This is a genomic window from Mesorhizobium sp. M0037 (assembly GCF_040323635.1).
In the GTDB taxonomy this organism is placed as follows: Bacteria; Pseudomonadota; Alphaproteobacteria; order Rhizobiales; family Rhizobiaceae; genus Mesorhizobium.
Window position 1 is genome coordinate 142,747 of sequence record NZ_JAMYVB010000009.1, and the last position, 22,903, is coordinate 165,649.

23 protein-coding genes and 1 pseudogene are annotated in these 22,903 nt (G+C 63.5%); 11 read left to right on the top strand and 13 right to left on the bottom strand.

Annotated features, from left to right (window positions below):
- Positions 1–132 precede the first annotated feature (132 nt).
- Positions 133–762, top strand: a complete 630-nt coding sequence (locus NKJ78_RS15860; protein WP_352459946.1) for a DUF1062 domain-containing protein — start codon at positions 133–135, stop codon at positions 760–762.
- Between the two features lie 55 nt (positions 763–817).
- Here NKJ78_RS15860 and typA read toward each other — a convergent pair whose 3' ends face one another.
- A complete protein-coding gene (gene typA / locus NKJ78_RS15865) occupies positions 818–2,647 on the bottom strand; it encodes a translational GTPase TypA (RefSeq protein ID WP_023681424.1) in 1,830 nt (609 codons plus the stop codon).
- 197 nt (positions 2,648–2,844) lie between these two features.
- Between typA and NKJ78_RS15870 the strand changes: the two genes are divergently transcribed.
- Positions 2,845–3,123 (top strand): hypothetical protein, encoded by a 279-nt coding sequence (locus NKJ78_RS15870; protein ID WP_245260088.1) that lies wholly within the window; start codon positions 2,845–2,847, stop codon positions 3,121–3,123.
- Positions 3,124–3,223: 100 nt separating this feature from the next.
- Here NKJ78_RS15870 and NKJ78_RS15875 read toward each other — a convergent pair whose 3' ends face one another.
- Entirely contained in the window at positions 3,224–4,507 is a 1,284-nt protein-coding gene (locus NKJ78_RS15875; RefSeq protein WP_023835196.1) for an MFS transporter, read from the bottom strand.
- Between the two features lie 73 nt (positions 4,508–4,580).
- Here NKJ78_RS15875 and NKJ78_RS15880 point away from each other — a divergent pair, with 73 nt between their 5' ends.
- Both NKJ78_RS15880 and NKJ78_RS15885 read left to right on the top strand, forming a co-directional pair.
- Complete coding sequence (locus NKJ78_RS15880; protein WP_023668625.1) at positions 4,581–5,198, top strand: TetR/AcrR family transcriptional regulator; 618 nt, start codon at positions 4,581–4,583, stop codon at positions 5,196–5,198.
- Between the two features lie 255 nt (positions 5,199–5,453).
- Positions 5,454–6,050 (top strand): hypothetical protein, encoded by a 597-nt coding sequence (locus NKJ78_RS15885; RefSeq protein ID WP_023700187.1) that lies wholly within the window; start codon positions 5,454–5,456, stop codon positions 6,048–6,050.
- A gap of 218 nt (positions 6,051–6,268) precedes the next feature.
- Here the strand turns inward: NKJ78_RS15885 and ppa are convergent, their stop codons facing one another.
- The 7 genes and pseudogenes from ppa to NKJ78_RS15920 all read right to left on the bottom strand — a co-directional run bounded on the left by ppa (position 6,269) and on the right by NKJ78_RS15920 (position 11,313).
- Complete coding sequence (gene ppa / locus NKJ78_RS15890; protein WP_023668623.1) at positions 6,269–6,802, bottom strand: inorganic diphosphatase; 534 nt, start codon at positions 6,800–6,802, stop codon at positions 6,269–6,271.
- 123 nt (positions 6,803–6,925) lie between these two features.
- The gene (locus NKJ78_RS15895) at positions 6,926–7,432 is read right to left on the bottom strand and encodes a GNAT family N-acetyltransferase (protein WP_023732945.1); all 507 of its coding nucleotides are present in this window, start codon (positions 7,430–7,432) and stop codon (positions 6,926–6,928) included.
- 168 nt (positions 7,433–7,600) lie between these two features.
- On the bottom strand, positions 7,601–8,239 hold the full coding sequence (locus NKJ78_RS15900) for a TPM domain-containing protein (RefSeq protein WP_352459947.1): 639 nt from the start codon (positions 8,237–8,239) through the stop codon (positions 7,601–7,603).
- A 6-nt stretch (positions 8,240–8,245) separates the two neighbouring features.
- Positions 8,246–9,136 (bottom strand): TPM domain-containing protein, encoded by an 891-nt coding sequence (locus NKJ78_RS15905; RefSeq protein WP_352562504.1) that lies wholly within the window; start codon positions 9,134–9,136, stop codon positions 8,246–8,248.
- 35 nt (positions 9,137–9,171) lie between these two features.
- Positions 9,172–9,627: pseudogene (locus NKJ78_RS15910) on the bottom strand (TPM domain-containing protein); the annotation flags it as partial.
- Positions 9,628–9,676: 49 nt separating this feature from the next.
- Complete coding sequence (locus tag NKJ78_RS15915; protein WP_198018627.1) at positions 9,677–10,447, bottom strand: TPM domain-containing protein; 771 nt, start codon at positions 10,445–10,447, stop codon at positions 9,677–9,679.
- A gap of 233 nt (positions 10,448–10,680) precedes the next feature.
- Positions 10,681–11,313 (bottom strand): LemA family protein, encoded by a 633-nt coding sequence (locus NKJ78_RS15920; RefSeq protein ID WP_023681434.1) that lies wholly within the window; start codon positions 11,311–11,313, stop codon positions 10,681–10,683.
- A 150-nt stretch (positions 11,314–11,463) separates the two neighbouring features.
- Here NKJ78_RS15920 and NKJ78_RS15925 point away from each other — a divergent pair, with 150 nt between their 5' ends.
- The 6 genes from NKJ78_RS15925 (at position 11,464) to NKJ78_RS15950 (ending at position 16,912) form a co-directional block, all read left to right on the top strand.
- The gene (locus NKJ78_RS15925; RefSeq protein WP_023737933.1) at positions 11,464–11,715 is read left to right on the top strand and encodes a hypothetical protein; all 252 of its coding nucleotides are present in this window, start codon (positions 11,464–11,466) and stop codon (positions 11,713–11,715) included.
- A gap of 133 nt (positions 11,716–11,848) precedes the next feature.
- The gene (pdxY, locus tag NKJ78_RS15930; RefSeq protein ID WP_023668615.1) at positions 11,849–12,733 is read left to right on the top strand and encodes a pyridoxal kinase PdxY; all 885 of its coding nucleotides are present in this window, start codon (positions 11,849–11,851) and stop codon (positions 12,731–12,733) included.
- Entirely contained in the window at positions 12,730–13,494 is a 765-nt protein-coding gene (locus tag NKJ78_RS15935) for a DUF429 domain-containing protein (protein WP_023737934.1), read from the top strand. The genes pdxY and NKJ78_RS15935 overlap by 4 nt, the downstream gene beginning before the upstream one ends.
- A gap of 149 nt (positions 13,495–13,643) precedes the next feature.
- Positions 13,644–14,288, top strand: coding sequence for a carbonic anhydrase (locus NKJ78_RS15940; RefSeq protein WP_023681438.1), 645 nt, complete (start codon positions 13,644–13,646; stop codon positions 14,286–14,288).
- 67 nt (positions 14,289–14,355) lie between these two features.
- Positions 14,356–14,769 (top strand): hypothetical protein, encoded by a 414-nt coding sequence (locus NKJ78_RS15945; protein ID WP_023737935.1) that lies wholly within the window; start codon positions 14,356–14,358, stop codon positions 14,767–14,769.
- A gap of 88 nt (positions 14,770–14,857) precedes the next feature.
- The gene (locus NKJ78_RS15950) at positions 14,858–16,912 is read left to right on the top strand and encodes a M3 family metallopeptidase (protein WP_352459948.1); all 2,055 of its coding nucleotides are present in this window, start codon (positions 14,858–14,860) and stop codon (positions 16,910–16,912) included.
- Positions 16,913–17,067: 155 nt separating this feature from the next.
- Here NKJ78_RS15950 and NKJ78_RS15955 read toward each other — a convergent pair whose 3' ends face one another.
- The 4 genes from NKJ78_RS15955 to NKJ78_RS15970 form a co-directional block, all read right to left on the bottom strand.
- The gene (locus tag NKJ78_RS15955; RefSeq protein ID WP_023737937.1) at positions 17,068–18,543 is read right to left on the bottom strand and encodes a M81 family metallopeptidase; all 1,476 of its coding nucleotides are present in this window, start codon (positions 18,541–18,543) and stop codon (positions 17,068–17,070) included.
- 25 nt (positions 18,544–18,568) lie between these two features.
- Entirely contained in the window at positions 18,569–19,393 is an 825-nt protein-coding gene (locus NKJ78_RS15960) for a carbohydrate ABC transporter permease (RefSeq protein ID WP_023737938.1), read from the bottom strand.
- Positions 19,390–20,259 (bottom strand): carbohydrate ABC transporter permease, encoded by an 870-nt coding sequence (locus NKJ78_RS15965; RefSeq protein WP_023726098.1) that lies wholly within the window; start codon positions 20,257–20,259, stop codon positions 19,390–19,392. The genes NKJ78_RS15960 and NKJ78_RS15965 overlap by 4 nt, the downstream gene beginning before the upstream one ends.
- 459 nt (positions 20,260–20,718) lie before the next feature.
- Entirely contained in the window at positions 20,719–21,951 is a 1,233-nt protein-coding gene (locus tag NKJ78_RS15970) for an ABC transporter substrate-binding protein (RefSeq protein WP_023737939.1), read from the bottom strand.
- 179 nt (positions 21,952–22,130) lie between these two features.
- Between NKJ78_RS15970 and NKJ78_RS15975 the strand changes: the two genes are divergently transcribed.
- Positions 22,131–22,901 (top strand): SDR family NAD(P)-dependent oxidoreductase, encoded by a 771-nt coding sequence (locus tag NKJ78_RS15975; protein ID WP_023737940.1) that lies wholly within the window; start codon positions 22,131–22,133, stop codon positions 22,899–22,901.
- The last annotated feature ends 2 nt before the right edge of the window (positions 22,902–22,903 follow it).

The window sequence follows — 22,903 nt, forward strand, 5'->3', positions numbered from 1 at the left end:
TGAACCGTTGTCGCGCGCTTTGCCGCCCGTGACAGCTGATTTCCGACATAGCTAGCTCTCGCCACGCCGTGCCCGCATGGGCATCTCGCCATTGCCGACCTGAAGAACTTCCACCCTGGAAGGTCTTCCGGCTTGTCCCAACATCTCGCTATCCACTGGGCAATCGCGCCCGAAATCGCACCTCGACCCCTGGTCCACTGCAACCGCTGCGGCGCCGTGAAAGCCTATCGCTGCAGCGGCAAATTCCGCGTCAACGCCAATGGCAAACGCATTGATGTCTGGCTGATCTATCGCTGCATCGACTGCGACAATTCGTGGAATTGCGGCATTTTCGAACGCTGCAACCGCCGCGACATCGAACCCGCGCTGCTGGCAGCGCTCGAAAGCAACGATCCGGCCCTCGCCCGCCGCCATGCCTTCGATGTCGTGGCGTTGCGAAACCGGGTCGGCCACGTCGAGGAGTTTCCCGATGTCGCCGTTCAAAAGCGAAGGCAGGATGACACAGGCGGCGGCGCAACTGCGCTTGAAATCAGGCTTGGGCTGGAAATGCCGACATCGCTGCGGCTCGACCGTCTGCTCGCCGGCGAACTCGGCATCTCCCGATCAAGGCTTCAGGCGCTGGAGGAGAAACGATTGCTGGTTGTTGTTCCCGAAGGCGCCAGAGCTTTGCGCAAGCCGGCCCGCGACGGCACGGCGATTCGCATTGACCTGGCCGACGAGCCGGATCGTGAAGCCATCATTTCGGCTGCCGTGGGTGAATGACAAGAGGGGCGAAGCACCGGTGCTTCGCCCCTCTCGAATTTAGACAATCAGACGATTACGCCGCGCCCACAACCTTGGCCGACTTCTCGAAGCGCTTGCGCTCGTTCGGATCGAGATAGAGCTTGCGCAGGCGGATGGTCTTCGGCGTCACCTCGACCAGCTCGTCGTCCTGGATCCAGGCCAGCGCGCGCTCCAGCGTCATGCGGATCGGCGGCGTCAGCTTCACCGCCTCGTCCTTGCCCGCGGCGCGGATGTTGGTCAGCTTCTTGCCCTTCAGCACGTTCACTTCGAGGTCGTTGTCACGGCTATGGATGCCGATGATCATGCCCTGATAGACCTTGACGCCCGGGTCGATGACCATCGGGCCGCGGTCTTCCAGGTTCCACATGGCATAGGCCACTGCCTCGCCCTGTTCGTTGGAGATCAGCACGCCGTTGGTGCGGCCCGGCAGTTCGCCCTTGTAGGGCTGGTAAGCGTGGAACAGCCGGTTCATCACGGCGGTGCCGCGCGTGTCGGTCAACAGTTCCGACTGGTAGCCGATCAGTCCGCGCGTCGGCGCGTGGAAGACGATGCGCTGACGGTTGCCGCCCGAAGGCCGCAGCTCGACCATCTCGGCCTTGCGCTCCGACATCTTCTGCACGACGATGCCGGCGTGCTCCTCGTCGACGTCGATGACGACTTCCTCGACCGGCTCCAGCAATTCACCGTTCTCGCCCTTCTGCATGACGACGCGCGGACGCGACACGGCGATCTCAAAGCCTTCGCGGCGCATCGTCTCGATCAGCACGGCCAGCTGCAATTCGCCGCGGCCGGAAACGAAGAACGAATCCTTGTCGGGCGATTCCTCGATCTTGAGCGCGACATTGCCTTCGGCTTCTCGCAGCAGGCGGTCGCGGATGACGCGGCTGGTCACCTTGTCGCCTTCAGTGCCGGCGAGCGGCGAATCGTTGACCAGGAAAGACATGGTCACGGTTGGCGGATCGATCGGTTGCGCATGCAACGCCTCGGTCACCGCCAGGTCGCAGAACGTGTCGGCGACGGTGCCTTTGGACAGGCCGGCAATGGCGACGATGTCACCCGCCTGCGCCTCTTCGATCGGCTGGCGCTCGAGGCCACGGAACGCGAGAATCTTGGAGATGCGCCCGGTTTCGATCTGCGTGCCGTCATGGTGGAGCACCTTGACCGCCTGGTTGGACTTCAGCGTGCCGCTCTCGATACGGCCGGTAATGATGCGGCCGAGGAAGGGATTGGCTTCCAGGATGGTGCCGATCATGCGGAACGGGCCGGGATGAACGGTCGGCTCCGGCACATGCTTGATGACGAGGTCGAACAGCGGCGCCAGGCCCTGGTCCTTCGGGCCTTCCGGATTTTCCGAGACCCAGCCATCGCGGCCAGAACCGTAGAGGATCGGGAAGTCGAGCTGCTCGTCGGTGGCGTCAAGCGCTGCAAACAGGTCGAACACCTCGTTGACCACCTCGACGTGGCGGGCGTCCGGACGGTCGATCTTGTTGATGACGACGATCGGCTTCAGGCCGACCTTGAGCGCCTTGCCGACGACGAACTTGGTCTGCGGCATGGGGCCTTCGGCGGCGTCGACCAGCACGATCGCCGAATCCACCATCGACAGGATGCGCTCGACCTCACCTCCGAAATCGGCGTGGCCGGGGGTGTCTACGATGTTGATGCGGGTGTCCTTCCAGTCGACCGAGGTCGCCTTGGCCAGGATGGTGATGCCGCGTTCCTTTTCGAGGTCGTTGGAATCCATGGCGCGCTCGGCGACGCGCTGATTGTCGCGGAAGGAACCGGATTGCCGCAGCAATTGGTCGACGAGGGTGGTTTTTCCATGGTCGACGTGCGCGATGATCGCGATATTACGAATTTTCATTTTGTGGTCTCGGGAGCGTTGCAGGCAGCAGGCCAAAAGGCGCCGCCTCTTTCGGTTGGGCGGCTCATACAGGGTTTTTCGCAATTGCGAAAGAGGAGGCGCACCACCAAATACTCATCAAATCTTAAGCATCTCGGTGTGAGATGGTTTTGTTAACCAAGGCGGGAACCTTTCTGGGCCCGGGTAGTTCGAAATTCATGACCGACAAGCTCAACCGATTTTGGCCCCTCATCGCTTCGGTCGCATTCGCTGCCGTGCTGGCGGCCAATGCCGCTCAATCGGCCGCCACGGTGAAGGAAGCCAATCCGGCTTCGTCGTCCGACCGGACGGCCGAGCAGATGTTTGCCGACGCCCCTGATGGCGTCGACCCAATGGTCACTGGCCCGGTCAGCGCCTCTTTCAAGCAGAGGCAGCAGGTTGCAGGTTGCGACAGCGCGGTTTGGCCGAAGATTCCGACGGTTTGCTACCCGGACTGACGGCTGCCCATTCCAGGCGTAGCGATCCTTCGCACCGACCCAAAGGCTTACGCCGACCGCACCGGATCGAGCGTCACCAGCGGGAGATTAGTACCGCGCCCTACGCCGCTTGCGGCTCCGGATCGAAAGCCGGCCTGCTCGTATTGATCAGCAGCGACAGACACGCAGCCACGATCGCCGTCATGCCGGCGATCAGGAAGGCCAGTTCGTAATTGCCCTGCAATTCGCGCATGGTGCCGCCGAAGGCAGCGGCGGTGGCGGCGCCGACCTGGTGGCCGGCTACGATCCAGCCGAACACGATCGGGCCGCTGCGGTCACCGAACGCCTCGTTGGCGAGCCTGAGCGTCGGCGGCACGGTGGCGATCCAGTCGAGACCGTAGAGCACGGCGAAGATGATCAGGCTGGTCGCCGAGAAGCCGGAATAGGGCAGATAGATCAGCGCTAGGCCGCGAATGCCGTAGTAGACGCCGAGCAGCTTGCGCGGGTCGAAACGGTCGGTGAGCCAGCCCGAGAGCGTCGTCCCGATCAGGTCGAAAATGCCCATAAGCGACAGCAGGCCCGCGGCCTGTACCTCGGGGATGCCCATGTCGCCGCAGAAGGAGATCAGATGCGTGCCGACCAGCCCGTTGGTGGTGAAGCCGCAGATGAAGAAGGTGGCGAACAGATACCAGAAGACGCGGGTGCCGGCGGCGCGGCGCAGCGTGTTGAGCGTATGCGCCAGGAAATTGCCTTGCGATGCCGGCGATACCGGCGGCACGTCATCGGCCCCGGCGCCATAGCGCACCATGCCGATCGAAGCGGGACGCTCCGGAACCAACAGCCAGACCAGCGGCAGAAGACAGGCGGTGGCGATCGAGACGGCGGTAGCGACGGGCTGCCAGCCGCCCGACTGGGCGAGCGATGCCAGCAGCGGCAGGAACACCAACAGGCCGGTGGCGCTGGAGGCAGACATCAGCCCCATCACCAAGCCGCGATTGGTCTTGAACCAGCGGTTGACGATGGTGGCGCCGAGCACGGTGGCGACCGCGCCGGAGCCGATGCCGGAAAACACGCCCCAGGTGAGGAACAGGTGCCAGGGCTCGGTCATCAGTAGGCTGAGCGCGGTCGAGCCCGACATGATCACAAGCGAGGCAAGCAGCGTGCGGCGCAAGCCGATACGCTCCATCAATGCGGCGGCAAACGGCCCGGTCAGGCCGTAAAGGAAGATGCCGATCGCAGCGGCAATCGAAACCGTATCGCGCCCCCAGCCGAAGCTTTTATCCAACGGCAGCATCATCACCGAGGGTGCGGAACGAAGCCCGGCCGCGATCAACAAGCAGAGGAAGATGACGCCAACCACGACGAAAGCGTAGCGCTGGCCAAAGGGACGGGATTGAGCTATCATGTTACTGACCGGTACGTTGCAGGGTGAGGACATGTATACGTACCGATCGGTAACACGTCAATCGAGTCATACCATGCCAACGGACAAAAATATTGAACTGACCATCAAGGACGGTCATGCAGCCGCACCGCCCAAGGCTGCCAAGAAAATCCTCGACGTGGCCTACGACCTGTTCTACCGCCGCGGCATCCGGGCGATCGGCGTCGACGAGATCGTCAAGCGCGCCGGCGTCACCAAGCCCAGCCTCTACCGCAGCTTTCCCTCCAAGGACGAGCTCGCCGCTTCCTATCTCAGGCAATATGACCGTGAGTATTGGGAGCGTTTCGACGAAGCCGTGGCTGCCCATCCCGGCGACCCACGGGCACAGCTCAGGGCTTTCCTGACTCGCGTCGGCAAGCGCACGCAAAGGCCGGACTATCGCGGCTGCGGCATGACCAACGCGGCGGTGGAATATCCCGAACATGGCCATCCGGCGCGCGTCGTCAGCGAGGCCAACAAGCAGGAGTTGCGCCACCGCCTGCGCGCGATGGCCGCAGCGATGGGCGCTAAAGACCCTGACACGCTCGGCGACGGCCTGCTGCTGTTGATCGAAGGCGCCTATATCAGTGGCCAGCTCTTCGGCCTCGGAGGCCCGGCGGCAGCGGTCGCCCACAACGCCGACCTGCTGATCGAGGCGAGCTTGAAGAAATAACATTTCGAACGTTGGCGCCGCCCCTCACCTGCCGGCATCCTTTCCCGGAAATGGGGCGAGGAACGCTCTCATCACGATTTCGCCAATTGCCAGCGTTGCAAGGTTGTCGCCAGCGGCGCAGCCGGCCACTTTCTCCCGTTCAGGGGGAGAATTGCCCGGCAGGGCGATTTGGGCGGCGCCAACGTTGAGATTGGCACGCTAGGCCGGCCGCAGATTTGGCGATAGGCTGGGGCGAACTTCACGGGAGACGTCCGCATGCGAACCCTGCTGCTTGTTCCATTCGCCCTCGCCGCCCTATCCCAAACCGCCCATGCCGACGGCATATCAAGCGTCTACACCGACCTCGACTCGCAAAAGGACTGCGTCACCTATGCGCAGGCGCAGGAAGGCGACGGCGAATGGGCCGAACTCGCCTGCTCCGGCTATCGTGGCTATCCCGTGCTGATCGCCTATGACGACGCCCGTGAATCGCTGTTCTACGGATTTCCGCCCGGCGGCGACATGACCTCGGTCTGGGAGAGCTTTTCCGGCTTCAACTCGTCCGGCGCCAAGGTCGAGTGGCGCATCGAGACCAAGGGCGACGTTGCCGTTCCCTTTGCCGTCATCCACCGCCGCTCGATCAGCAATCCCGAGGACGAGAACAAGCCGACCGAAGTGCTGCTCGTCGCCAAGGTCGCCCAGATGGAAGCCCGCGACGGCTGCACCATCGGCCTCGTGCTGGCCACCGGCAACCCGCAGGCCAACGACCAGGCGCGCAAGCTGGCCGACGAAAAGGCGAAGAGTTTCGCCTGTGGCAAGGACAAGCACACCGTCATCGGCAACGTGCCGGCGTTTGGTCGGGTGGATAACTAGTCACGTGGGTGCAAGGCACCCCCTCTGCCCTGCCGGGCATCTCCCCCTCAAGGGGGGAGATTGGCAGCTTCGCTGGCGGCGCTTTTCTTTCGGCGCTGAAAATTGACGAAAGCCGTTGCGACTCCCCCCTTGAGGGGGAGATGGCCGGCAGGCCAGAGGGGGGTGCCTCGCGCTGGCGTTTGCCGCTTACTTGAACGAGACGCAGGCCTCTCTCGGCGCTACTTTGCCGCCTTCGCCCGTGCGATCGCGTCGACAATCATCTTCTTGGCGTATTTGGAATCGTGCCAGCCTTCGATCTTGACCCATTTGCCGGGCTCGAGATCCTTGTAGTGCTCGAAGAAGTGCTGGACCTGGTCGCGGGTGATCTCGGGCAGCTGCGTGTATTCGGTGACGTTTTCGTAGCGCAGCGTCAGCTTCGGCGACGGCACGGCAATGACCTTCTCGTCCTGGCCGGCATTGTCTTCCATCACCAGCACGCCGATCGGCCGCACATTGATGACGCAGCCCGGCACCAGCGCGCGGGTGTTGCAGACCAGAACGTCAATCGGGTCGCCGTCGCCCGAGAGCGTGTGCGGCACGAAACCGTAATTGCCGGGGTAGCGCATCGACGTATGCAGGAAACGGTCGACGAACAGCGTGCCGGCCTCCTTGTCCATCTCGTACTTGATCGGCTCGCCGCCGATCGGCACCTCGATGATGACGTTGATGTCCTCGGGCGGGTTCTTTCCGATGGCAATGGCTTCGATACGCATGGCTTAAATCCCTCTCTCGATGTCCACGATCGATAGCGGGCGGCGCGGCATGGTGCAATGCGGCGATTGGTACGGAGCGCTAATGGAAGCGCACGGTTTGTGATGATTTGTAACCGAGACCGGTCATTCCCAGACGAAGGCGACCTTCTTCAGCGCCCTCTGCTCGAAAACCTCGACGCCTTCGGCAACATCGCGGCCACCCGCGCCGGCATAGAAGGAAAGCGCATTCTGGTTGTCTTCCAGCGCCCACACCACCATTCCCTTCAGCCCGTGGTCGGCAAGCCGCGCCCGCGCCGCCTTGAACAGCCGGCTGCCGAGCCCGATGCCCTGATATTCCGGACGCAAATAAAGTTCGTAGATTTCACCCTGCTGCTTCAGCTCGCGGGCGCGGTTCTTGCCGATCGTGGCATAGCCGGCGATGGTGCCGCCGATCTCGACCACCAGAACGGTGGCAGCGCGGCGGATGGCGTTGGCCCACCAGTCGGCGCCGCGGCGGTTGATCATCGAGGTCAGCGAGCGATGCGGGATGATGCCGGAATAGGCGCCCTCCCAGGCCAGCTGGTGCACGTCGGCAATGGCGCCGGCGTCGCGCGGTTCGGCTTTCCTGATGTCGATGCTCAGCGTATTCATGATTTGTTAACCATAAACCCGCATCGGCCATTTGCAAGAGTCGAGGTCAGCCCGCCGACCGCTTTCTCACAGCCGATCGCGACACTGCTGACAATGGGCAAAGCCTGCCTGGAAAACGCACCCAGCCGGCGCGGTCAGGCGTCCGTCCGGGTAGCGCGTGCTGGCTTTTCAGATCTCGACGAGATGATCGTCCAGTTCATTGGCATCGCCCGACGTCACCGGGAAATGCTCGGCCAGCACCGCGCCGACCTGCCCGATCGCCTTGACGAAGCCGTCGGCGAGCCGGTCGTGACCGGCATGCTGCAGGAGATCGCGCAGCACGCCGTCCCAGACATGCTGGCCGACCTTGCTGTCGATGCCCGAATCGGCGACCACTTCGGCATAACGCTCGGCGATCGACACGAAGACCAACACGCCGGTGCGCGCCGTGGTGCGGTGGACATTGCGGGCGAGGAACTGCCTGAGCGCATTGTGATGTGCCGCCTGATAACGCTGCCGGCGCGGCACCAGATGGATGCGCAAGCCCGGCAGCGCCCACAAAAGCACCAACACCGAGGCCAGTGCCAGCAGTTGGACAATGACGAAATGCGGCAGCCGGATCGACAGCCACCAGGCTTCCAGCCCATAAGCGACGGCGAGGCTGGCAATCAGCATGCCTGATGTCGCCATGAAGGCGGCGGGAAAGAAATAGCCGTCGCTGGCATGCGCAACGACGCAGTAGATCTCGCCGTCGGTTTTGGCCTCGGCCGCGCGGATCGCGGTGGCGATGCGCTCATGGTCCTGTGGGCTGATCGGTCGTGTTGCCATCTTCTCTCACCAGCTCCCTGAAGACCCGCCACCGCCAGACGAACCGCCGCCGCCTGAAAACCCGCCGCCGCTGCTTGAGCCCGAAGACCAGCTGCTGCCCGAACTTCCCGATGACCATCCGCTGCCCGACGACGAACTTGTTGTCCAGCTGCTGGAGCCCGAGGACGATCCGCTCGGCCCCTGGCCGTAGCGAAAGGTCATGCCCAGCCATTTATACACGCCCGGCGACAGCTTGGTGCCGAAGATCGGCGGCAGGAAGGCCATCGCCAGGCCGCCGAAGAACATCGCCGCCCACAGGATCAGGAAGACCGCGACGACGGGATCGATGGGCGTGCTGCGGTCGGCCGGGTTGCGCTTGCCGCGCGCCTCCAGCTCTTCCGGGTTGCCTTCCAGCACCATGACCATGTCGTCGACGGCCTTGGAAATGCCGCCGGAGAAATCACCGGCGCGGAACGCCGGCACCATGTCGTTTTCGATGACCAGTTTGGTGTGCAAATCGGTCAGCGTGCCTTCCAGCCCGTAGCCGACCTCGATGCGCATCTTGTGGTCGTTCTTGGCCACCAGCAGAAGCACGCCGTTGTTTTCGCCGGCCTGGCCGAGTTTCCAAAAGCGGAACAGCCGGTTGGCGTAGGGTTCGATCTCCTCGCCCTCGAGGCTGTTGATCGTGGCGACGACGATCTGGTCGGAGCCTTTGGTCTCGAAATCCGCGAGCTTCTGCGTCAGTGCCGCCTTGGTCGCGGCGTCGATAATACCGGCATTGTCGACCACCCGCCCGGTGAGTGCCGGCAGGTCTGCCGCCAAAGCTACAAACAGCATGGTGAGCATCGTCAACAGCGCGATGCCGATCGTCGCGGCTGCGCGGCCAGGTCTTGGCGGATTGAAGACGCGTACTGTCATGCCGTCACCAGTTCCCCTCAACCACCATGACTGTCCTCAATCACCATGATCATGTCGTCGACCGCTTTGGAAATACCGCCGGAGAAATCCCCGGCGCGGAAGGCCGGCACCATGCCTTCAATGATCCGTGTGGCGTGCTGGTTGGTGAGCGTGGCTTCCAGCCCGTAGCCGACCTCGATGCGCATCTTGCGGTCGTTCACGGCCACCAGCAGAAGCACGCCATTGTTCTTGGCCTTCTGGCCGAGCTTCCAAGCGTTGAACAGCCGGGTGGCGTAAGGCTCGATCTCCTCGCCGTCGAGGCTGGGAACCGTCGCGACGACGATCTGGTCGGAGCCTTTGGTCTCGAAATCGGCCAGCTTCTGCGTCAGCGCCGCCTCGGTCGCAGCGTCGATGATGCCTGCATTGTCGACGACACGACCGGTGAGGGCGGGCAGTTCCGCCGCCAGCGCCGCGAAGCTGACGAGCAAGACCAGCAAGGCAGCGCCGGTCATCGTGGCGAAGCGGCCATGCCAGGGATTGGCGATGCGTGTTGTCATCTCGTCACCAGCTTCCCGAGGAGCCGCCGCCGCCGGACGAACCGCCGCCGCCGGAAAAGCCGCCACCACCGCTTGAACCCGACGACCAGCCGCCCCCGCCCGAAGACCAGCCGCCGCTGGACGACCGCTTGTGCGGCTCGAATGTCATGCCGAGCCAGCGATAGCGGCCGGGACCGAGTTTTTGGCCGAAGATCGGCGGCAGGATGGAGGCGGCCATGCTGCCGAAGAAGATGATTGCCCAGATGCTGATGAAGACGCCGAAGAACAGATTGTCGGTATTGATGGGCGGCTTCTGGTTGCGCTCGCCGCGCGCCTCCAATTCCTCCGGATTGCCTTCCAGCACCATCACCATGTCGTCGACGGCCTTGGAAATGCCCCCGGAGAAATCGCCGGCGCGGAACGCCGGCACCATGTCGTTTTCGATGATCAGCTTGGTGTGCAAATCGGTCAGCGTGCCTTCCAGCCCATAGCCGACCTCGATGCGCATCTTGCGGTCGTTCGGCGCCACCAGCAGCAGCACGCCGTTATTTTCCTTGGCCTGGCCGAGCTTCCAGAAGCGAAACAGCCGGTTGGCGTAAGGCTCGATCTCCTCGCCGTCGAGGCTGGGGATGGTGGCGACGACGATCTGGTCGGAGCCTCTGGTCTCGAAGTCGGCGAGTTTCTGGGTGAGCGCGGCTTTGGTTCCCGCGTCGATAATGCCGGCGTTATCGACGACGCGGCCGGTCAGCGCGGGGAGGTCGGCGGCGAAGGCGGTGAGGGGCAGGAAGACGGCCAGAAAGGCGAGAAGAACACCAAGGTTGGCGTTCCTTCGCGTCCCCCTCTGTCCTGCCGGACATCTCCCCCTCGAGGGGGGAGATTGGCAATCTCGCTGCCGACGCTCAGCCGGCAACGCTGATATTTGGCGCAAGGACAGAAGACAGCTGATCTCCCCCCTTGAGGGGGAGATGTCCGGCAGGACAGAGGGGGGTGTGAAGGAACGCAAGGCTGGCAAAGGCCAAGCAGACGTCATCACCCGCCCTGCTTCGTGCCGAAATCGACCTTCGGCGGCTGCATCTTGTCTTCTTCGACGGTGAAGTTGGCGAAGGGCTCGTTGCTGCGGAACCAGAAGGTTGCCCATAGCACCGACGGAAAGGTCCTCAGCGTCAGATTGTAATCCTTGACCGCCAGGATGTAGTCGCGCCGCGCCACGGCGATACGGTTCTCGGTGCCTTCGAGTTGCGCCTGCAGCGCCAGGAAATTCTGGTTGGCCTTGAGGTCGGGATAGGCCTCCGACACCGCGATCAGCCGCGACAGCGCGCTGGTCAGCCCTGATTGCGCATCCTGGAACTTCTTGAGCGCTTCGGGGTCCTTCAGCGTTTCCGGCGTCACCGTGATCTGCGTCGCCTTGGCGCGCGCTTCGACCACCGCATCGAGCGTGTCCTTTTCATGCGAGGCATAGCCCTTCACCGTCTCGACCAAATTGGGAATGAGGTCGGACCGACGCTGATACTGGTTCAGCACCTCGCTCCATGCCGCCTTGGCGTTTTCCTCCGCCGTCGGGATGGTGTTGAAGCCGCAGCCGGCGAGCAGAGGCAGCACGACGGCCATCATCAGCACGGCCGGCAGACTGCGGAAAGGGAAGGCAAGGCGCTGGGCAAACATGGTGAGGTCCCTCGACAGAAGTTGCATGTGAAGCATTAGCACAATCCGCGCTCAAGAAAATGTCTGCCGCTGGCGCGCATTCATGCGCCGGCGAGGCCCTGTGATTGATCGCGCGAACACGGTATGGTTGCCGGCAAACAGGACAGGACCATGGCGGAAGGCCGCGACGGTGACAGCGAATCGCGCCGCATTATCGAGCGCGTGGCGAACGAGGGCGGCCTTGGCAGCGCATCGCTGGTGTCACGGGCAGCGAAAGGCGCGCGCGATCATGTTACCGCAGCGGAGGCCGACCGATCCGATCCGATCGAGGTCTGGGGCACCCGCATCGGTCGCGCACTTGGGCTCATCGTCGCCCTCGGCCTTTTGATCTGGCTCGTGTACTACGTCTCCCGGGGCAGCTAGAGCATGATCCTGAAAAGTGGGAACCGGTTTTCTCGGACAAGCGGGAACCGTTTTGTCCGGAGATCATGCTCCAACCAAAGAGATAGATCAGGATGACGATTCAACGAAAAATTATCCGTATCTAGGATTTTCCATGAACAGCGAAAAAGCCGACGCGCCGCGCGCGGTCATCGTCATTTCCAGCCATGTCGCCCGCGGCTCGGTCGGTAACCGCGCCGCCGTGTTTGCGCTGGAGACGCTGGGCTTTCCGGTGTGGGCGGTACCGACGGTCATCCTGCCCTGGCATCCGGGCCATGGCCGCGCCACGCGCATCGTGCCGCCGCTCGACCAGTTCAAGGCGCTGATGGCCGATCTCGAGCGCGCGCCCTGGCTGGGCGAGGTGGGCGCGGTGCTGTCGGGCTATCTCGGCGAGGCCGGCCAGGCCGAGGCCGTCGCCTCGCTGGTTGCGGCAGTCAAGGCCAAGACGCCGGACGCGATCTATATATGCGATCCGGTGATGGGCGATTCCGGCGGGCTCTATGTGCCCGAGCCGACGGCCGCCGCCATGCGTGATCGACTGATGCCGATCGCCGACATCGCCACCCCCAACCGCTATGAGCTGGAGTGGATGGCCGGCGCGCCCTTGCCCGATCTGAAATCCGTGATCTCGGCCGCCCTCCATGCCGGACCGTCAACAATGCTGGTGACGTCGGCACAGTCGATGATGACCGGCGGCACCGGCAATCTGCTGCTTGACGGCACCCAGGCGCTGCTGGCCGAACACCGCCTCATCGACAAGCCGCCGAATGGCCTCGGCGACCTGACTGCGGCCGTCTACCTCGCCCGCATCCTGTCGGGGCAGCCGCCGATCAAGGCGCTGCAATCGACCACCGCCGCCGTCTACGAAATCCTGGCGCGAACCGCCAAGCGTGGCGGCGACGAGCTGCAGCTTGAAACCGATGCCCAGAGCCTGTCGCACCCGATGGCGATGGTGCAGCTGCGCCACCTCACGCATCCGGGGCGGGACCGCCGGGCGTGACCTCGACCGTGGTCGTCGGCGCCGACGGCTGCAAGGCCGGCTGGATCGCCGTCCGCCGCGATCTGGATGCCGCGCCGTCAGTCCGCGTCTTTCCCAGCTTTGCGGCCCTGCTCGACGCCTTGCCCGCCGATGCGACAGTGGCCGTCGACATGCCGATCGGCCTGCCGGACGTCTCGCAAAGAGGCGGGCGCGGGCCGGAGACCTTGGTACGGCCAATGCTCGGAGCACGGCAATTCAGCGTCTTCTCTATCCCGTCCCGCGCGGCCCTCTACGCCGACATCAGCGACTTCACCACGGTCGAGGCCTGGTATGAGGCGCATCGGCGCGCCAGCGAGGTGGCCAGGGCGACCTCCGATCCGCCACGCGGCGTCTCGATCCAGGCCTTCGGCATCTTTGCCAAGATACGCGAGATCGACGCGCTGCTGATCGCACGTCCGCAACTGCGCCGCCGCGTCTTCGAATCGCACCCCGAAGTGGCCTTCTGCCGGCTGAACGGCGAAAAACCGATGACGCTGCCGAAGAAGATCAAGGGCGCAGTCAATCCTGCCGGGATGGAAGAGCGCAAGGCACTGCTCTGCCGGCACGGCTATACCAGAGCCTTCCTTGACCAGCCGCCGCAACGCGGTGCTGCCGCCGACGATTTCCTCGACGCCGCAGCGATGATGCTGATTGCCGGACGCATTGCCGGCGGCGAGGCAAAGCCGTTTCCCGACCCGCCGCTTGCCGACCGTTTGGGCATTCCCCTGGCGATCTGGGCGTGAGGCAAGCGGCGAGCCATGCGTGCGGCATGGCGATTTGCGACGAAGCCATCTGCAATTCGGCATTGCCCGCGACGGGCATTTGCCGTTAGAGCCTTTCTAACTTGAAATGAGCTGCCGTCGCTAACCCCGAAAGGCTTCATCCCTAGCCCATGCCCCATCTCCCCGAACATCTTTGGACCGGCTACCGCAACTTCATGAATGGCCGCTATCTCACCGAGAGCGGACGCTATCGCGAGCTCGCCCGCGAAGGGCAGGCGCCCGAAACCATGATCGTTGCCTGCTGCGATTCCCGCTCTGCCCCCGAGGCGATCTTCGACGCCGGTCCGGGCGAACTGTTCGTCCTGCGCAATGTCGGCAATCTGGTGCCGCCCTATGCACCGGACGGCGAGTTCCACTCGACCTCGGCCGCGCTCGAATTCGCCGTGCAGAGCCTGAAGGTGAAAAACATCGTGGTGATGGGCCATGGCCGCTGCGGCGGCATCCGCGCCGCGCTCGACACCAATTCGGCGCCGCTGTCGCCCGGCGACTTCATCGGCAAATGGATGAGCCTGATCGCGCCGGCGGCCGAAACCGTTTCGTCCAGCACGTTCATGACGGCAACCGAACGGCAGACGGCGCTGGAGCGGATTTCCATCCGCTATTCGATCGCCAATCTCAGGACCTTCCCTTGCGTCTCCATCCTCGAAGGCAAGGGGCGGCTGTCGCTGCATGGCGCCTGGTTCGACATCTCGACCGGCGAGCTCTGGGTGATGAACAAGGACACCGGCGACTTCGAGCGGCCGGATTTGACGTAGACCCATGATCCCGAAAAGTGGGAACCGGTTTTCGGATAAGGGCATGGTCAAATAAGAGGAGGCAAGAATGCGGGTTTGGCCTGCGATCGCTTTCGCCGTAGCGGCGCTGCTGATTTCGCTCGTCCCTGCCCGCTCCGATGACGGCGCCATTATCGACCGCTGGTATTCGGCGCTGCTGGTCGCCGATCGCACCGAATTGTCGGACCTGCTCGCCGACGATGTCCGCATCAAGCTCGACGATCTCGGCGTCGTGCAGTCGAAGCAGGAGTTCATCGCGTCGATCGACGAATGGAAGGGCGCGGTCGCCGGCGCCGAAATCCGGCATCGCGTCGAAAAGAGCGAGGCCGGCGTCACCACTGTCATCGCCTGCTATGATTTCCCCAACAATGACATGCTGATGCAGGAGACGTTCGGCGTCACCGGCAACCGCATCACCGCCAGTTCGCAAGCGGCGATCGCGGAAAATTGCGACGGCTTCTGACGCGGGCTGGAACGGCCGCGCTGTTGCGCCGCGCCAGTCATCGCCCTACATCGGTCAGCAAGCTCCGCCAATCATCGAAAGATCCCCCATGCCGTCCACGAAAACCGTCGATCTCGCCGCCCATCCGCTGACCAAATGGCAAGGGCCGCTCGGCCTGCCGGATTTTGCCAGCATCGGCGACGACGATTTCTCCTCGGTGTTCGACGCGGCGCTGAAGGCACATGAGGCCGAAATCGATGCGATCGCCGGCAACAAGGATGCGCCGACCATCGAGAATACGCTGGCAGCCCTCGAGCTCGCCGGTGAGCCGCTCGACCATGTCTCGTCGATCTTCTGGTGCCGGGCCGGCGCCCACACCAACGATGCGATCCAGGCGCTGGAGCGTGAGATCTCGCCGAAGATGTCGCGGCATTTCTCGGCGATCTCGATGAACGAGAAACTGTTTGCCCGCGTCGACGACCTCTACCAGCGCCGGGAGACGCTAAAACTCGACGTCGAGACGCTGCGGGTGCTGGAGAAGACCTGGAAAGGCTTTGTGCGATCGGGCGCAAAACTCGACGCCGACGGCAAGAAGCGGCTGGCCAACATCAGCGAGGAGCTGTCCTCGCTCGGCACGACCTTCGGCCAGAATGTGCTGGCCGACGAGCGCGACTGGGCGCTTTTCCTCGACGAGGCTGATCTTGCGGGCCTGCCGGACTTCGTGAAGAGTTCGATGGCCGAAGCCGCCGAGACGCGCGGCCAGAAAGGCCGCTACGCAGTCACCTTGTCGCGCTCTATCTATGAGCCGTTCACGACCTTCTCCGAACGCCGCGACCTGCGCGAGACCGCCTTCCGCGCTTTCACCATGCGCGGCCAGAACGGCGGCGCCAGCGACAACACCGCAGTGGTGCGCGACATGCTGAAATTGCGCGCCGAAAAGGCCAAGCTGCTCGGCTATGCCTCGTTCGCCGCGCTGAAACTCGACGACACCATGGCCAAGACGCCGAAGGCTGTGCACGACCTCCTCGACCCGGTCTGGGAGAAAGCGCTGGAGAAGGCCGCCGCCGACCAGAAGGAGCTGGAGCGGCTGGCGACCAAGGCAGGCAGCAACGAAAAATTCGCCGCCTGGGACTGGCGCTTCTACCAGGAGAAGTTGCGCGCCGAAAAATTCGCCTTCGACGAGGCGGAACTGAAACCCTATCTGCAGCTCGACCGGGTCATCAACGCCTGCTTCGACGTCGCCACAAAACTGTTCGGCATCACTTTCGAGGAGAAGAAGGGCATCGCCGCCTGGCATCCCGACGCGCGCGTCTTCGTGGTGAAGAACGCCGATGGCAGCGAGCGCGGCCTGTTCCTCGCCGACTATTTCGCCCGGTCCTCGAAGCGCTCCGGCGCGTGGATGAGCGCGCTGAAGTCGGGCTACAAGCTTGGCGATGGCTCCAAGCCGGTGATCTACAATATCATGAACTTCGCCAAGCCGCCGGCCGGGGAAGCGGCGCTGTTGTCGGTCGATGAGGCCAAGACCCTGTTCCACGAGTTCGGCCATGCTTTGCACGGCATGCTGACCGACGTCACCTGGCCGTCGGTGGCGGGCACCTCGGTTTCCCGCGATTTCGTCGAACTGCCTTCGCAGCTCTACGAGCACTGGCTGACGGTGCCCGCAGTGCTGGAAAAGCATGCGCTGCATGTTAAGACCGGCAAGCCGATGCCGAAGTCGCTGCTCGACAAGATGCTGGCCGCCCGCACGTTCGGCGCCGGTTTCGCCACGGTCGAGTTCACAGCGTCGGCGCTGATCGACATGGCGTATCACGCGCGGCCGGATGCGCCGGCGGAACCGCTGCGTTTCGAAGCCGAAACGCTGGAAAAGCTTGATATGCCCGACACCATCGCCATGCGTCATCGCACCCCGCATTTCGGCCATATCTTCTCCGGCGACGGTTATTCAGCCGGCTACTATTCCTACATGTGGTCGGAAGTGCTCGACGCCGACGCCTTCGCCGCCTTCGAGGAGACCGGCGATCCCTTCAACCCGGCGCTGGCGGAACGGCTTCGGAAGAATATCTATGCCGCCGGCGGGTCGAAGGATCCGGAGGAGCTGTACACGGCGTTCCGCGGCAAGATGCCTTCGCCGGAAGCGATGATGGTGAAGCGGGGATTGCTATAGCGCCAGCTTATCTCCCCCCTCGAGGGGGAGATGGCCGCAAAGCGGCCAGAGGGGGGTCGGTCCGACTGGGCTCGACCTCCTGCGGCAGATGAAGGTCGGCGCTTCACGCGAGGCGACCCCCTGTCAACTTGGGCAACATCTCCCCCTCAAGGAGATTAGACCTTCCAAGGATCCGCCACCCTTGGCCAAACCGGCCGCGTCAGCTTCTTGTAATCCGTCACCGCCGGATTGCTCGGATACGAGCTCGGCGCCGAGACATAGATGATCTCCGCCGCGATCGGTTCAAAGCCGGCGTAGAAATGGTTGGTCGACTTGATCAGCAATATGCCCTTGCTCATCGGATCGATACCGATGTTCGAGAAAATATCCGGCTCGAAGGTCTGCGTGCGGTTGGTGTTGAGGATGATGTCGATTTCCGTGCCCTCGACGCGCACCAGCGCCGTTGGCCCGAGCGTCACCCGGCTTGGCCCGAAGCTCTGCCAGCCCTCGCGGACAGCCTTCAACACCTTGACGCGCGCATCGATCGGTTCGCCGGCCAGCGGCCCGGCCTTGCCGCCGAAGCGCAGGTCGATGACGGCGCCTTCGCCTGCCGCCTGGCAAAATGTGACGGCGATCGGGTCCCAGATCGTCGCCACGCCAAAATTGTCAACGTCCTGTTCCAACATGGCGCGCAGCACAACGGTACCGTCGCCGGCGACGCCACCGCCGGGATTGTCCCAGATGTCGGCAATCACAACCGGCTTGCCGGGGTTTCCCTTGCGCACCGCCAGTGCCCGCGCGATGCCATCCTCGGTGTTCAGCATCGTCATCGCCGTCTTTTCGCGCATGGCGTAAAGCTCGCGCCCTAGCCTCTCCGCCAGCGCATCACCCTTGGCCTTGTCATTGTCGGTCACGACCAGGATGCGCGTGCCCATTTCGGGCACGTCCGCGGCCATGAAGCCATGGATGACCGACACCGACAGCACGCCGTCCTTGCCGTGCAGCGCCTTGATGCGGTCGACGAAGGAGCGCATCGGCTCGCGGCTGGTCGGCAGCACCTGGATCATGCGGCAGTCGAAGGTCGAGATCACCGGCTTGATCTCGTCGCGCGCCGCCGCCAATCCAAGCTCGACGACATGTTCGCCGCGCTCATAGAAGTCGGTGTGCGGGAATTCGAGGAAATAGGCCATGACATTGCATGCCGCGACGCGCTTTGGGGTCAGATGACTGTGCGGGTCGAGCTCCACCGCGATCACCACGTCGGGCCCGACGATTGCGCGAACCCGTTCCAGCAGATCGCCTTCGCAATCGTCATAGCCTTGCGCCACCATGGCGCCGTGCAGGCCGAGGATGACGGCGTCGACCGGCAAGGCTGCCTTCAACTGGCCGAGAATCTCGTCGCGCAACGCCTCATAGGTCTGCCGCTGCACCAGCCCGCCCGGCTCCGCCCAAGTGGCGGTGCCTTCGATGACGGTCAGCCCTTCGGCAGCCGCACGCCGGCGCAGCGCGACCATCGTCGATGAGCACAAGGTCGGCGTGTCTGGATGCTTGCCCGGCCCGGCATAGAACGCCATCTCGAACGACGCCCGGTCGGTCGGCACCGGCGAGAAGGTGTTGGTTTCGGTCGCCAGCGAGGCGGTGAAGATGCGCATGAAAGCTCCGTTGTGAATGGCGCGGTTATTTGACCGCCCCGAGCGCCAGCCCGCGGACGAGATAGCGCTGCAGCCAGATGAACAGAATCGCCACCGGCAGCGTCGCCAGCAGCGTCGCCGCCATTACATGGTGCCATTCGATCGTGTAGCGGCCGGCGACCAGCGAGAACACCTGGATCGGCAGCGTGTAACTTTCCTGGCTGCGCAGCATTGTGAGCGCAACGACGAACTCATTCCATGCGTTGATGAAGGTGAAGATGGCGGTGACCGCGATTGCCGGCAGGCAAAGCGGCAGAAACACTTTTCGCAAGGTCAGCCAGCGGCCGGCGCCCTCCATCCACGCTGCTTCCTCGAGATCGCGCGGGATGGTGTCGAAATAACTCTGCAGCATCCACACGGTGAAGGCGACGTTGAAAGCCATGTAGATGACGCCGAGCGCCGTCGTCGATTCGATCAGGCCCCAGGCGGCCATCAGCCGGAACAGGCCAAGCACCAGCACGATCGGCGAGATCATCTGCGAGATCAGCAGGAACTGGCGGAAGGCGCCGTAGCCGGCAAAGCGAAACCGCGACATGGCGTAAGCAGCCGGCACCGAGATCAGGATGGCGCCGACGGTGGCGATAACAGAGACATAGAGCGAATTGGCCAGCGCCTCGCCAAAGCCGGTCGCCACCCACATGTCGGCAAAATTCGACCAGTGGAATTCGCTTGGCCACCAGGTCGGCGACAGCACCTCCTGCCGCGGCTTGACCGCGGTCAAAAACATCACCGCGAAGGGGAAGATGGTCACCACGAGCAGCGGCGAAAGCAGCAGCCAGGCAATGATCGTGCGCTTCAGCTTGGGCATCATGCGCGTTGCTCCCGCATGGCGAGGCGCACATAGATCATGGTGAAGATCAAAAGGATGGCGAACATCAGCAGCGACACCGCCGATGCTTCGCCAAGCTTGCCGATGCGGAAGGCCAGCTTGTACAGATGGGTGACCAGGATGTCGGTCGAGTTGGCCGGCCCGCCCTGCGTCATCACCCAGATGATCGGGAAGGAATTGAAGACGTAGATGGTGTTGAGGACGATGGCGATGTTGATGAACGGCTTCAGCAGCGGAAAGGTGATCTCGCGGAACTGCTGCAGCGGCGTCGCCCCCTCCAGGGCCGCCGCCTCGTAGAGGTCGTCGGGGATCGACGACAGGCCGCCGAGGAAGATGGTCGTGGTGAACGGTACCGTCACCAATATGCCGATCAGCACCTGCATCGGGAATGCCGTCTCGGCGCGCGCCAGCCACTGGATGTTCTCATGGATCAGGCCAAGCCCGATCAGCGCCGAGTTCAGCATCCCGCTTTCGCCGTTGAGCGCCCAGCGCCAGACCACCGCCGTCATCGTCAGCGACACCGCCCAGGGCAGCATGATGATGACGCGGGCAATGCCGCGGCCGTAGAAATCGGTATTGAGGATCATCGCCACGGGGACGGACAACAGCAGCGCGCCGCCGACCACCAGCACGGTCCACAGGCCGGTGCGCCAGAGTGCCGCCAGGAAATCGGGATCGGCGAGGAAGGCGGAATAATTGGCGAAATCGTTGAAGTCCCGCAGCTGCCCAAAACGGCTGACATCATGCGTCGATATCTGGATCAGGTCCCAGACCGGCCAGAAGATGACGACTGCGGCCAGAAACAGGCTGGGCAAGGTCAATAAATAGGGCAGGTAACGATTTTGCATCGGCCGGATTCGTACCGTGTTGGACATAAGTGGCGCTGGCGCGCCAGCTCGGATCAATCTCGCATATCGGTCTAAGGCAGCGCTTCAGGGTTTGAATCTCCTGCGGACGTTTGCGCTGCCCCTCACCTGCCTGCCCATCCTCCGCAGCGGTTGCGGAAGGGAGCCCTTCCTCTCCCCCGTTGATCGGGGGAGAGGTGTCGAGCGAAGCTCGACGGAGTGGGGGTCGACGGAGTGGATGTCGACCCTTGGGGCGCAAGGCGAGGTGATGTTTGCCCCTATTGCCCTTCCTATGTCCGTTCGCGGCGGTTGCCAGGTGGTGGGGCGCCACCCCCTGCGGCGGGGGGGCGCCGCGCCCCCCACCCCACGGGCCCGCCCCCCCCCCCCCCCCCCCCCCCGCGTGGGGGGTTGTGGTGGGGCCGCCCGCCGGGCGCCCCCCCCCCGGGCGCAGGGAGATACGCCCTATTTCTTGATCACGGCGTTGGCCTTGCCAGCCGCTTCCTTCAAGCCTGCCTCGGGGTCGCCGCCGAGATAGATCTTCTGCATGGCATCCGAGGTGATCTGGGCGACTTCTTCCCAGCCGGGGATGACCGGTGCAAAGCGGGCGTCGGGCAGCAGCGCGGTGAACGCTGCCAGATCGGCATTGTTGACGTAATAGTCCATCTTGGCCTCTTCCTTGTTCACCGGCAGGAAGCCTTCCCCTTGCGTGAACTTGGCGCGCTGTTCGGTGGTGAACAGGAAGTCGAGCAGCTTCCAGGCCTCATCCTTGTTCTTGGAATTCTTGAACATGATGATGGAATCGGTGACGCCGTACGTGCCGCGCGCGCCGGTCGGTCCGGCGGGGATAGCGGCCACGCCATATTTCAGGTTCGGCGCCTCGTCCTTGATCTGGTTGGACAGGAAGGGCGCGGTGATCATCATGCCGACCTTGCCCTGCTTGAACAGGTTCTGGACGTCCTCGCGGTTGTTGGAGGTGACGCCGGGTTCCGTCAGGCCTTCGTCGATCATCGACTTGTAGAGCTTGGCGGCTTCGAGCGCGCCCGGCGTGCCGAGGCCCGACGTGCCATCCTTGTTGAGAATCTCGGTGCCTTGCGACCACATCGCATAGTAGTAATAGACGTCGGTCTCGATCTCCTTGCCCTGCAGGCCGAAGCCGAACGTGCCGGTGCCCAGCGCCTTGATCTTGCGCGCATCCTCCTGCAACTCGGTCCAGGTTGCCGGCGGGTTGGCGATTCCGGCCTTCTCGAACAATTCCTTGTTGTAGTACATGGCGCGCGCCGAAGCCGCGATCGGCAGGCCATAGGTCTTGCCCTCCATGATCGACGGCGACAGGAAGGTGTCGATGAAGCGGTCCTTGAAGTCTGGCTTGATGTAGGCGTCGAGCGGCTCGGCGACATCCTGCTGGACGAAATCGATCAGCCAGCGGGTGCCGATGATCGACAGGTCGGCATTGGTGCCGGCGGTGATGTCGGTGGTCAGCTTCTGCAGCAGCACGTCCCACGGCACAACTTCGAACTTGACGGTGATACCCGGGTTGGCTGCCTCGAATTCCTTTTTCACCGCTTCGAAATACGGGCCGGTCTTGGCGCTGTATTCGGCGACGGTTACGCGCACCTCGCCGGCATCTGCTTGGGCGGCCAGGGCGAGCAGGCTCATTCCGGCCATCAGGCCGACAGTCCATTTTGCAAGCTTCATTCGATCTCTCCCATTTGATTGGCGCCTGCGCTCTTGCGGCTTTCAGGCGGCCATGGCTTTATGTGACTTTCCTACATTATCCTTCATTTCACGCCGTGCAAGCGGATTATCCTGTTGCTTAATTACATTTCCTAAAATAGCGTTTTCCGACTATCGTGGATCCCAGGGAGGCGCGCAGGGTGGTTTCAACGGCCGAATTCGCGGGCAAGACCGTGCTGGTGACCGGCGCCGGCGGCGGGCTCGGCTCGGCTATTGTGGCGCTGCTGGCCCAACGAGGCGCGCGGGTCGTCGGCTGCGACCAGTCGCAAGATGCGTTGCGCAGCCCACACCTGGCGTCGCGTCACGCCTTCGACCTCCTCGACCGGGCTTCCATCGAGGCGGCGATACCAGCGATCCTTGAGAAAGATGGCGTTCCCGACATGCTGATCAACAATGCCGGCTGGACGCGCGCAGAGACGCTTGCCGCATTGACACCCGATAAGATTGAGCACGAGCTCGACCTCAATCTGACCGGGGTGATGCTGTTCGCCGATCCACTGATCAAGGCGATGGCCGCGCGCGGTTCGGGCAGCGTCGTCTTCATCTCTTCCGTCAACGCCATCGCCCACTTCGGCAACCCGGCCTATGCCGCAGCCAAGGCCGGCATCAATGCCTATGCCAAAGCGATCGCTGTGGAACTCGGCCGCAACGGGCTGCGCGCCAATGTCGTCTGCCCCGGCTCGATCCGCACCGCCGCATGGGACCATCGGCTGGCCAAGAACCCGGATGTTCTCGGCAAGCTCAAGCGGCTCTATCCGCTCGGCCGCATCGTCGACGCCACGGAAGTGGCCGAAGCGGTGGCCTTCCTTGTTTCGGATCGCGCATCGGGGATAACCGGCGCGGTGGTGCCGGTCGACGCCGGACTGACCGCCGGCTTCCTGCCCTTCATCGACGACATATTGGGAGCCTGACC

Bases quoted from the DNA above. Each gene is read 5' to 3' on its own strand.
- typA (WP_023681424.1), bottom strand. From the start codon at position 2,647: ATGAAAATTCGTAATATCGCGATCATCGCGCACGTCGACCATGGAAAA.
- NKJ78_RS15870 (WP_245260088.1), top strand. From the start codon at position 2,845: ATGACCGACAAGCTCAACCGATTTTGGCCCCTCATCGCTTCGGTCGCA.
- NKJ78_RS15875 (WP_023835196.1), bottom strand. From the start codon at position 4,507: ATGATAGCTCAATCCCGTCCCTTTGGCCAGCGCTACGCTTTCGTCGTG.
- NKJ78_RS15880 (WP_023668625.1), top strand. From the start codon at position 4,581: ATGCCAACGGACAAAAATATTGAACTGACCATCAAGGACGGTCATGCA.
- NKJ78_RS15885 (WP_023700187.1), top strand. From the start codon at position 5,454: ATGCGAACCCTGCTGCTTGTTCCATTCGCCCTCGCCGCCCTATCCCAA.
- ppa (WP_023668623.1), bottom strand. From the start codon at position 6,802: ATGCGTATCGAAGCCATTGCCATCGGAAAGAACCCGCCCGAGGACATC.
- NKJ78_RS15895 (WP_023732945.1), bottom strand. From the start codon at position 7,432: ATGAATACGCTGAGCATCGACATCAGGAAAGCCGAACCGCGCGACGCC.
- NKJ78_RS15900 (WP_352459947.1), bottom strand. From the start codon at position 8,239: ATGGCAACACGACCGATCAGCCCACAGGACCATGAGCGCATCGCCACC.
- NKJ78_RS15905 (WP_352562504.1), bottom strand. From the start codon at position 9,136: ATGACAGTACGCGTCTTCAATCCGCCAAGACCTGGCCGCGCAGCCGCG.
- NKJ78_RS15920 (WP_023681434.1), bottom strand. From the start codon at position 11,313: ATGTTTGCCCAGCGCCTTGCCTTCCCTTTCCGCAGTCTGCCGGCCGTG.
- NKJ78_RS15925 (WP_023737933.1), top strand. From the start codon at position 11,464: ATGGCGGAAGGCCGCGACGGTGACAGCGAATCGCGCCGCATTATCGAG.
- pdxY (WP_023668615.1), top strand. From the start codon at position 11,849: ATGAACAGCGAAAAAGCCGACGCGCCGCGCGCGGTCATCGTCATTTCC.
- NKJ78_RS15940 (WP_023681438.1), top strand. From the start codon at position 13,644: ATGCCCCATCTCCCCGAACATCTTTGGACCGGCTACCGCAACTTCATG.
- NKJ78_RS15945 (WP_023737935.1), top strand. From the start codon at position 14,356: ATGCGGGTTTGGCCTGCGATCGCTTTCGCCGTAGCGGCGCTGCTGATT.
- NKJ78_RS15950 (WP_352459948.1), top strand. From the start codon at position 14,858: ATGCCGTCCACGAAAACCGTCGATCTCGCCGCCCATCCGCTGACCAAA.
- NKJ78_RS15955 (WP_023737937.1), bottom strand. From the start codon at position 18,543: ATGCGCATCTTCACCGCCTCGCTGGCGACCGAAACCAACACCTTCTCG.
- NKJ78_RS15960 (WP_023737938.1), bottom strand. From the start codon at position 19,393: ATGATGCCCAAGCTGAAGCGCACGATCATTGCCTGGCTGCTGCTTTCG.
- NKJ78_RS15965 (WP_023726098.1), bottom strand. From the start codon at position 20,259: ATGCAAAATCGTTACCTGCCCTATTTATTGACCTTGCCCAGCCTGTTT.
- NKJ78_RS15970 (WP_023737939.1), bottom strand. From the start codon at position 21,951: ATGAAGCTTGCAAAATGGACTGTCGGCCTGATGGCCGGAATGAGCCTG.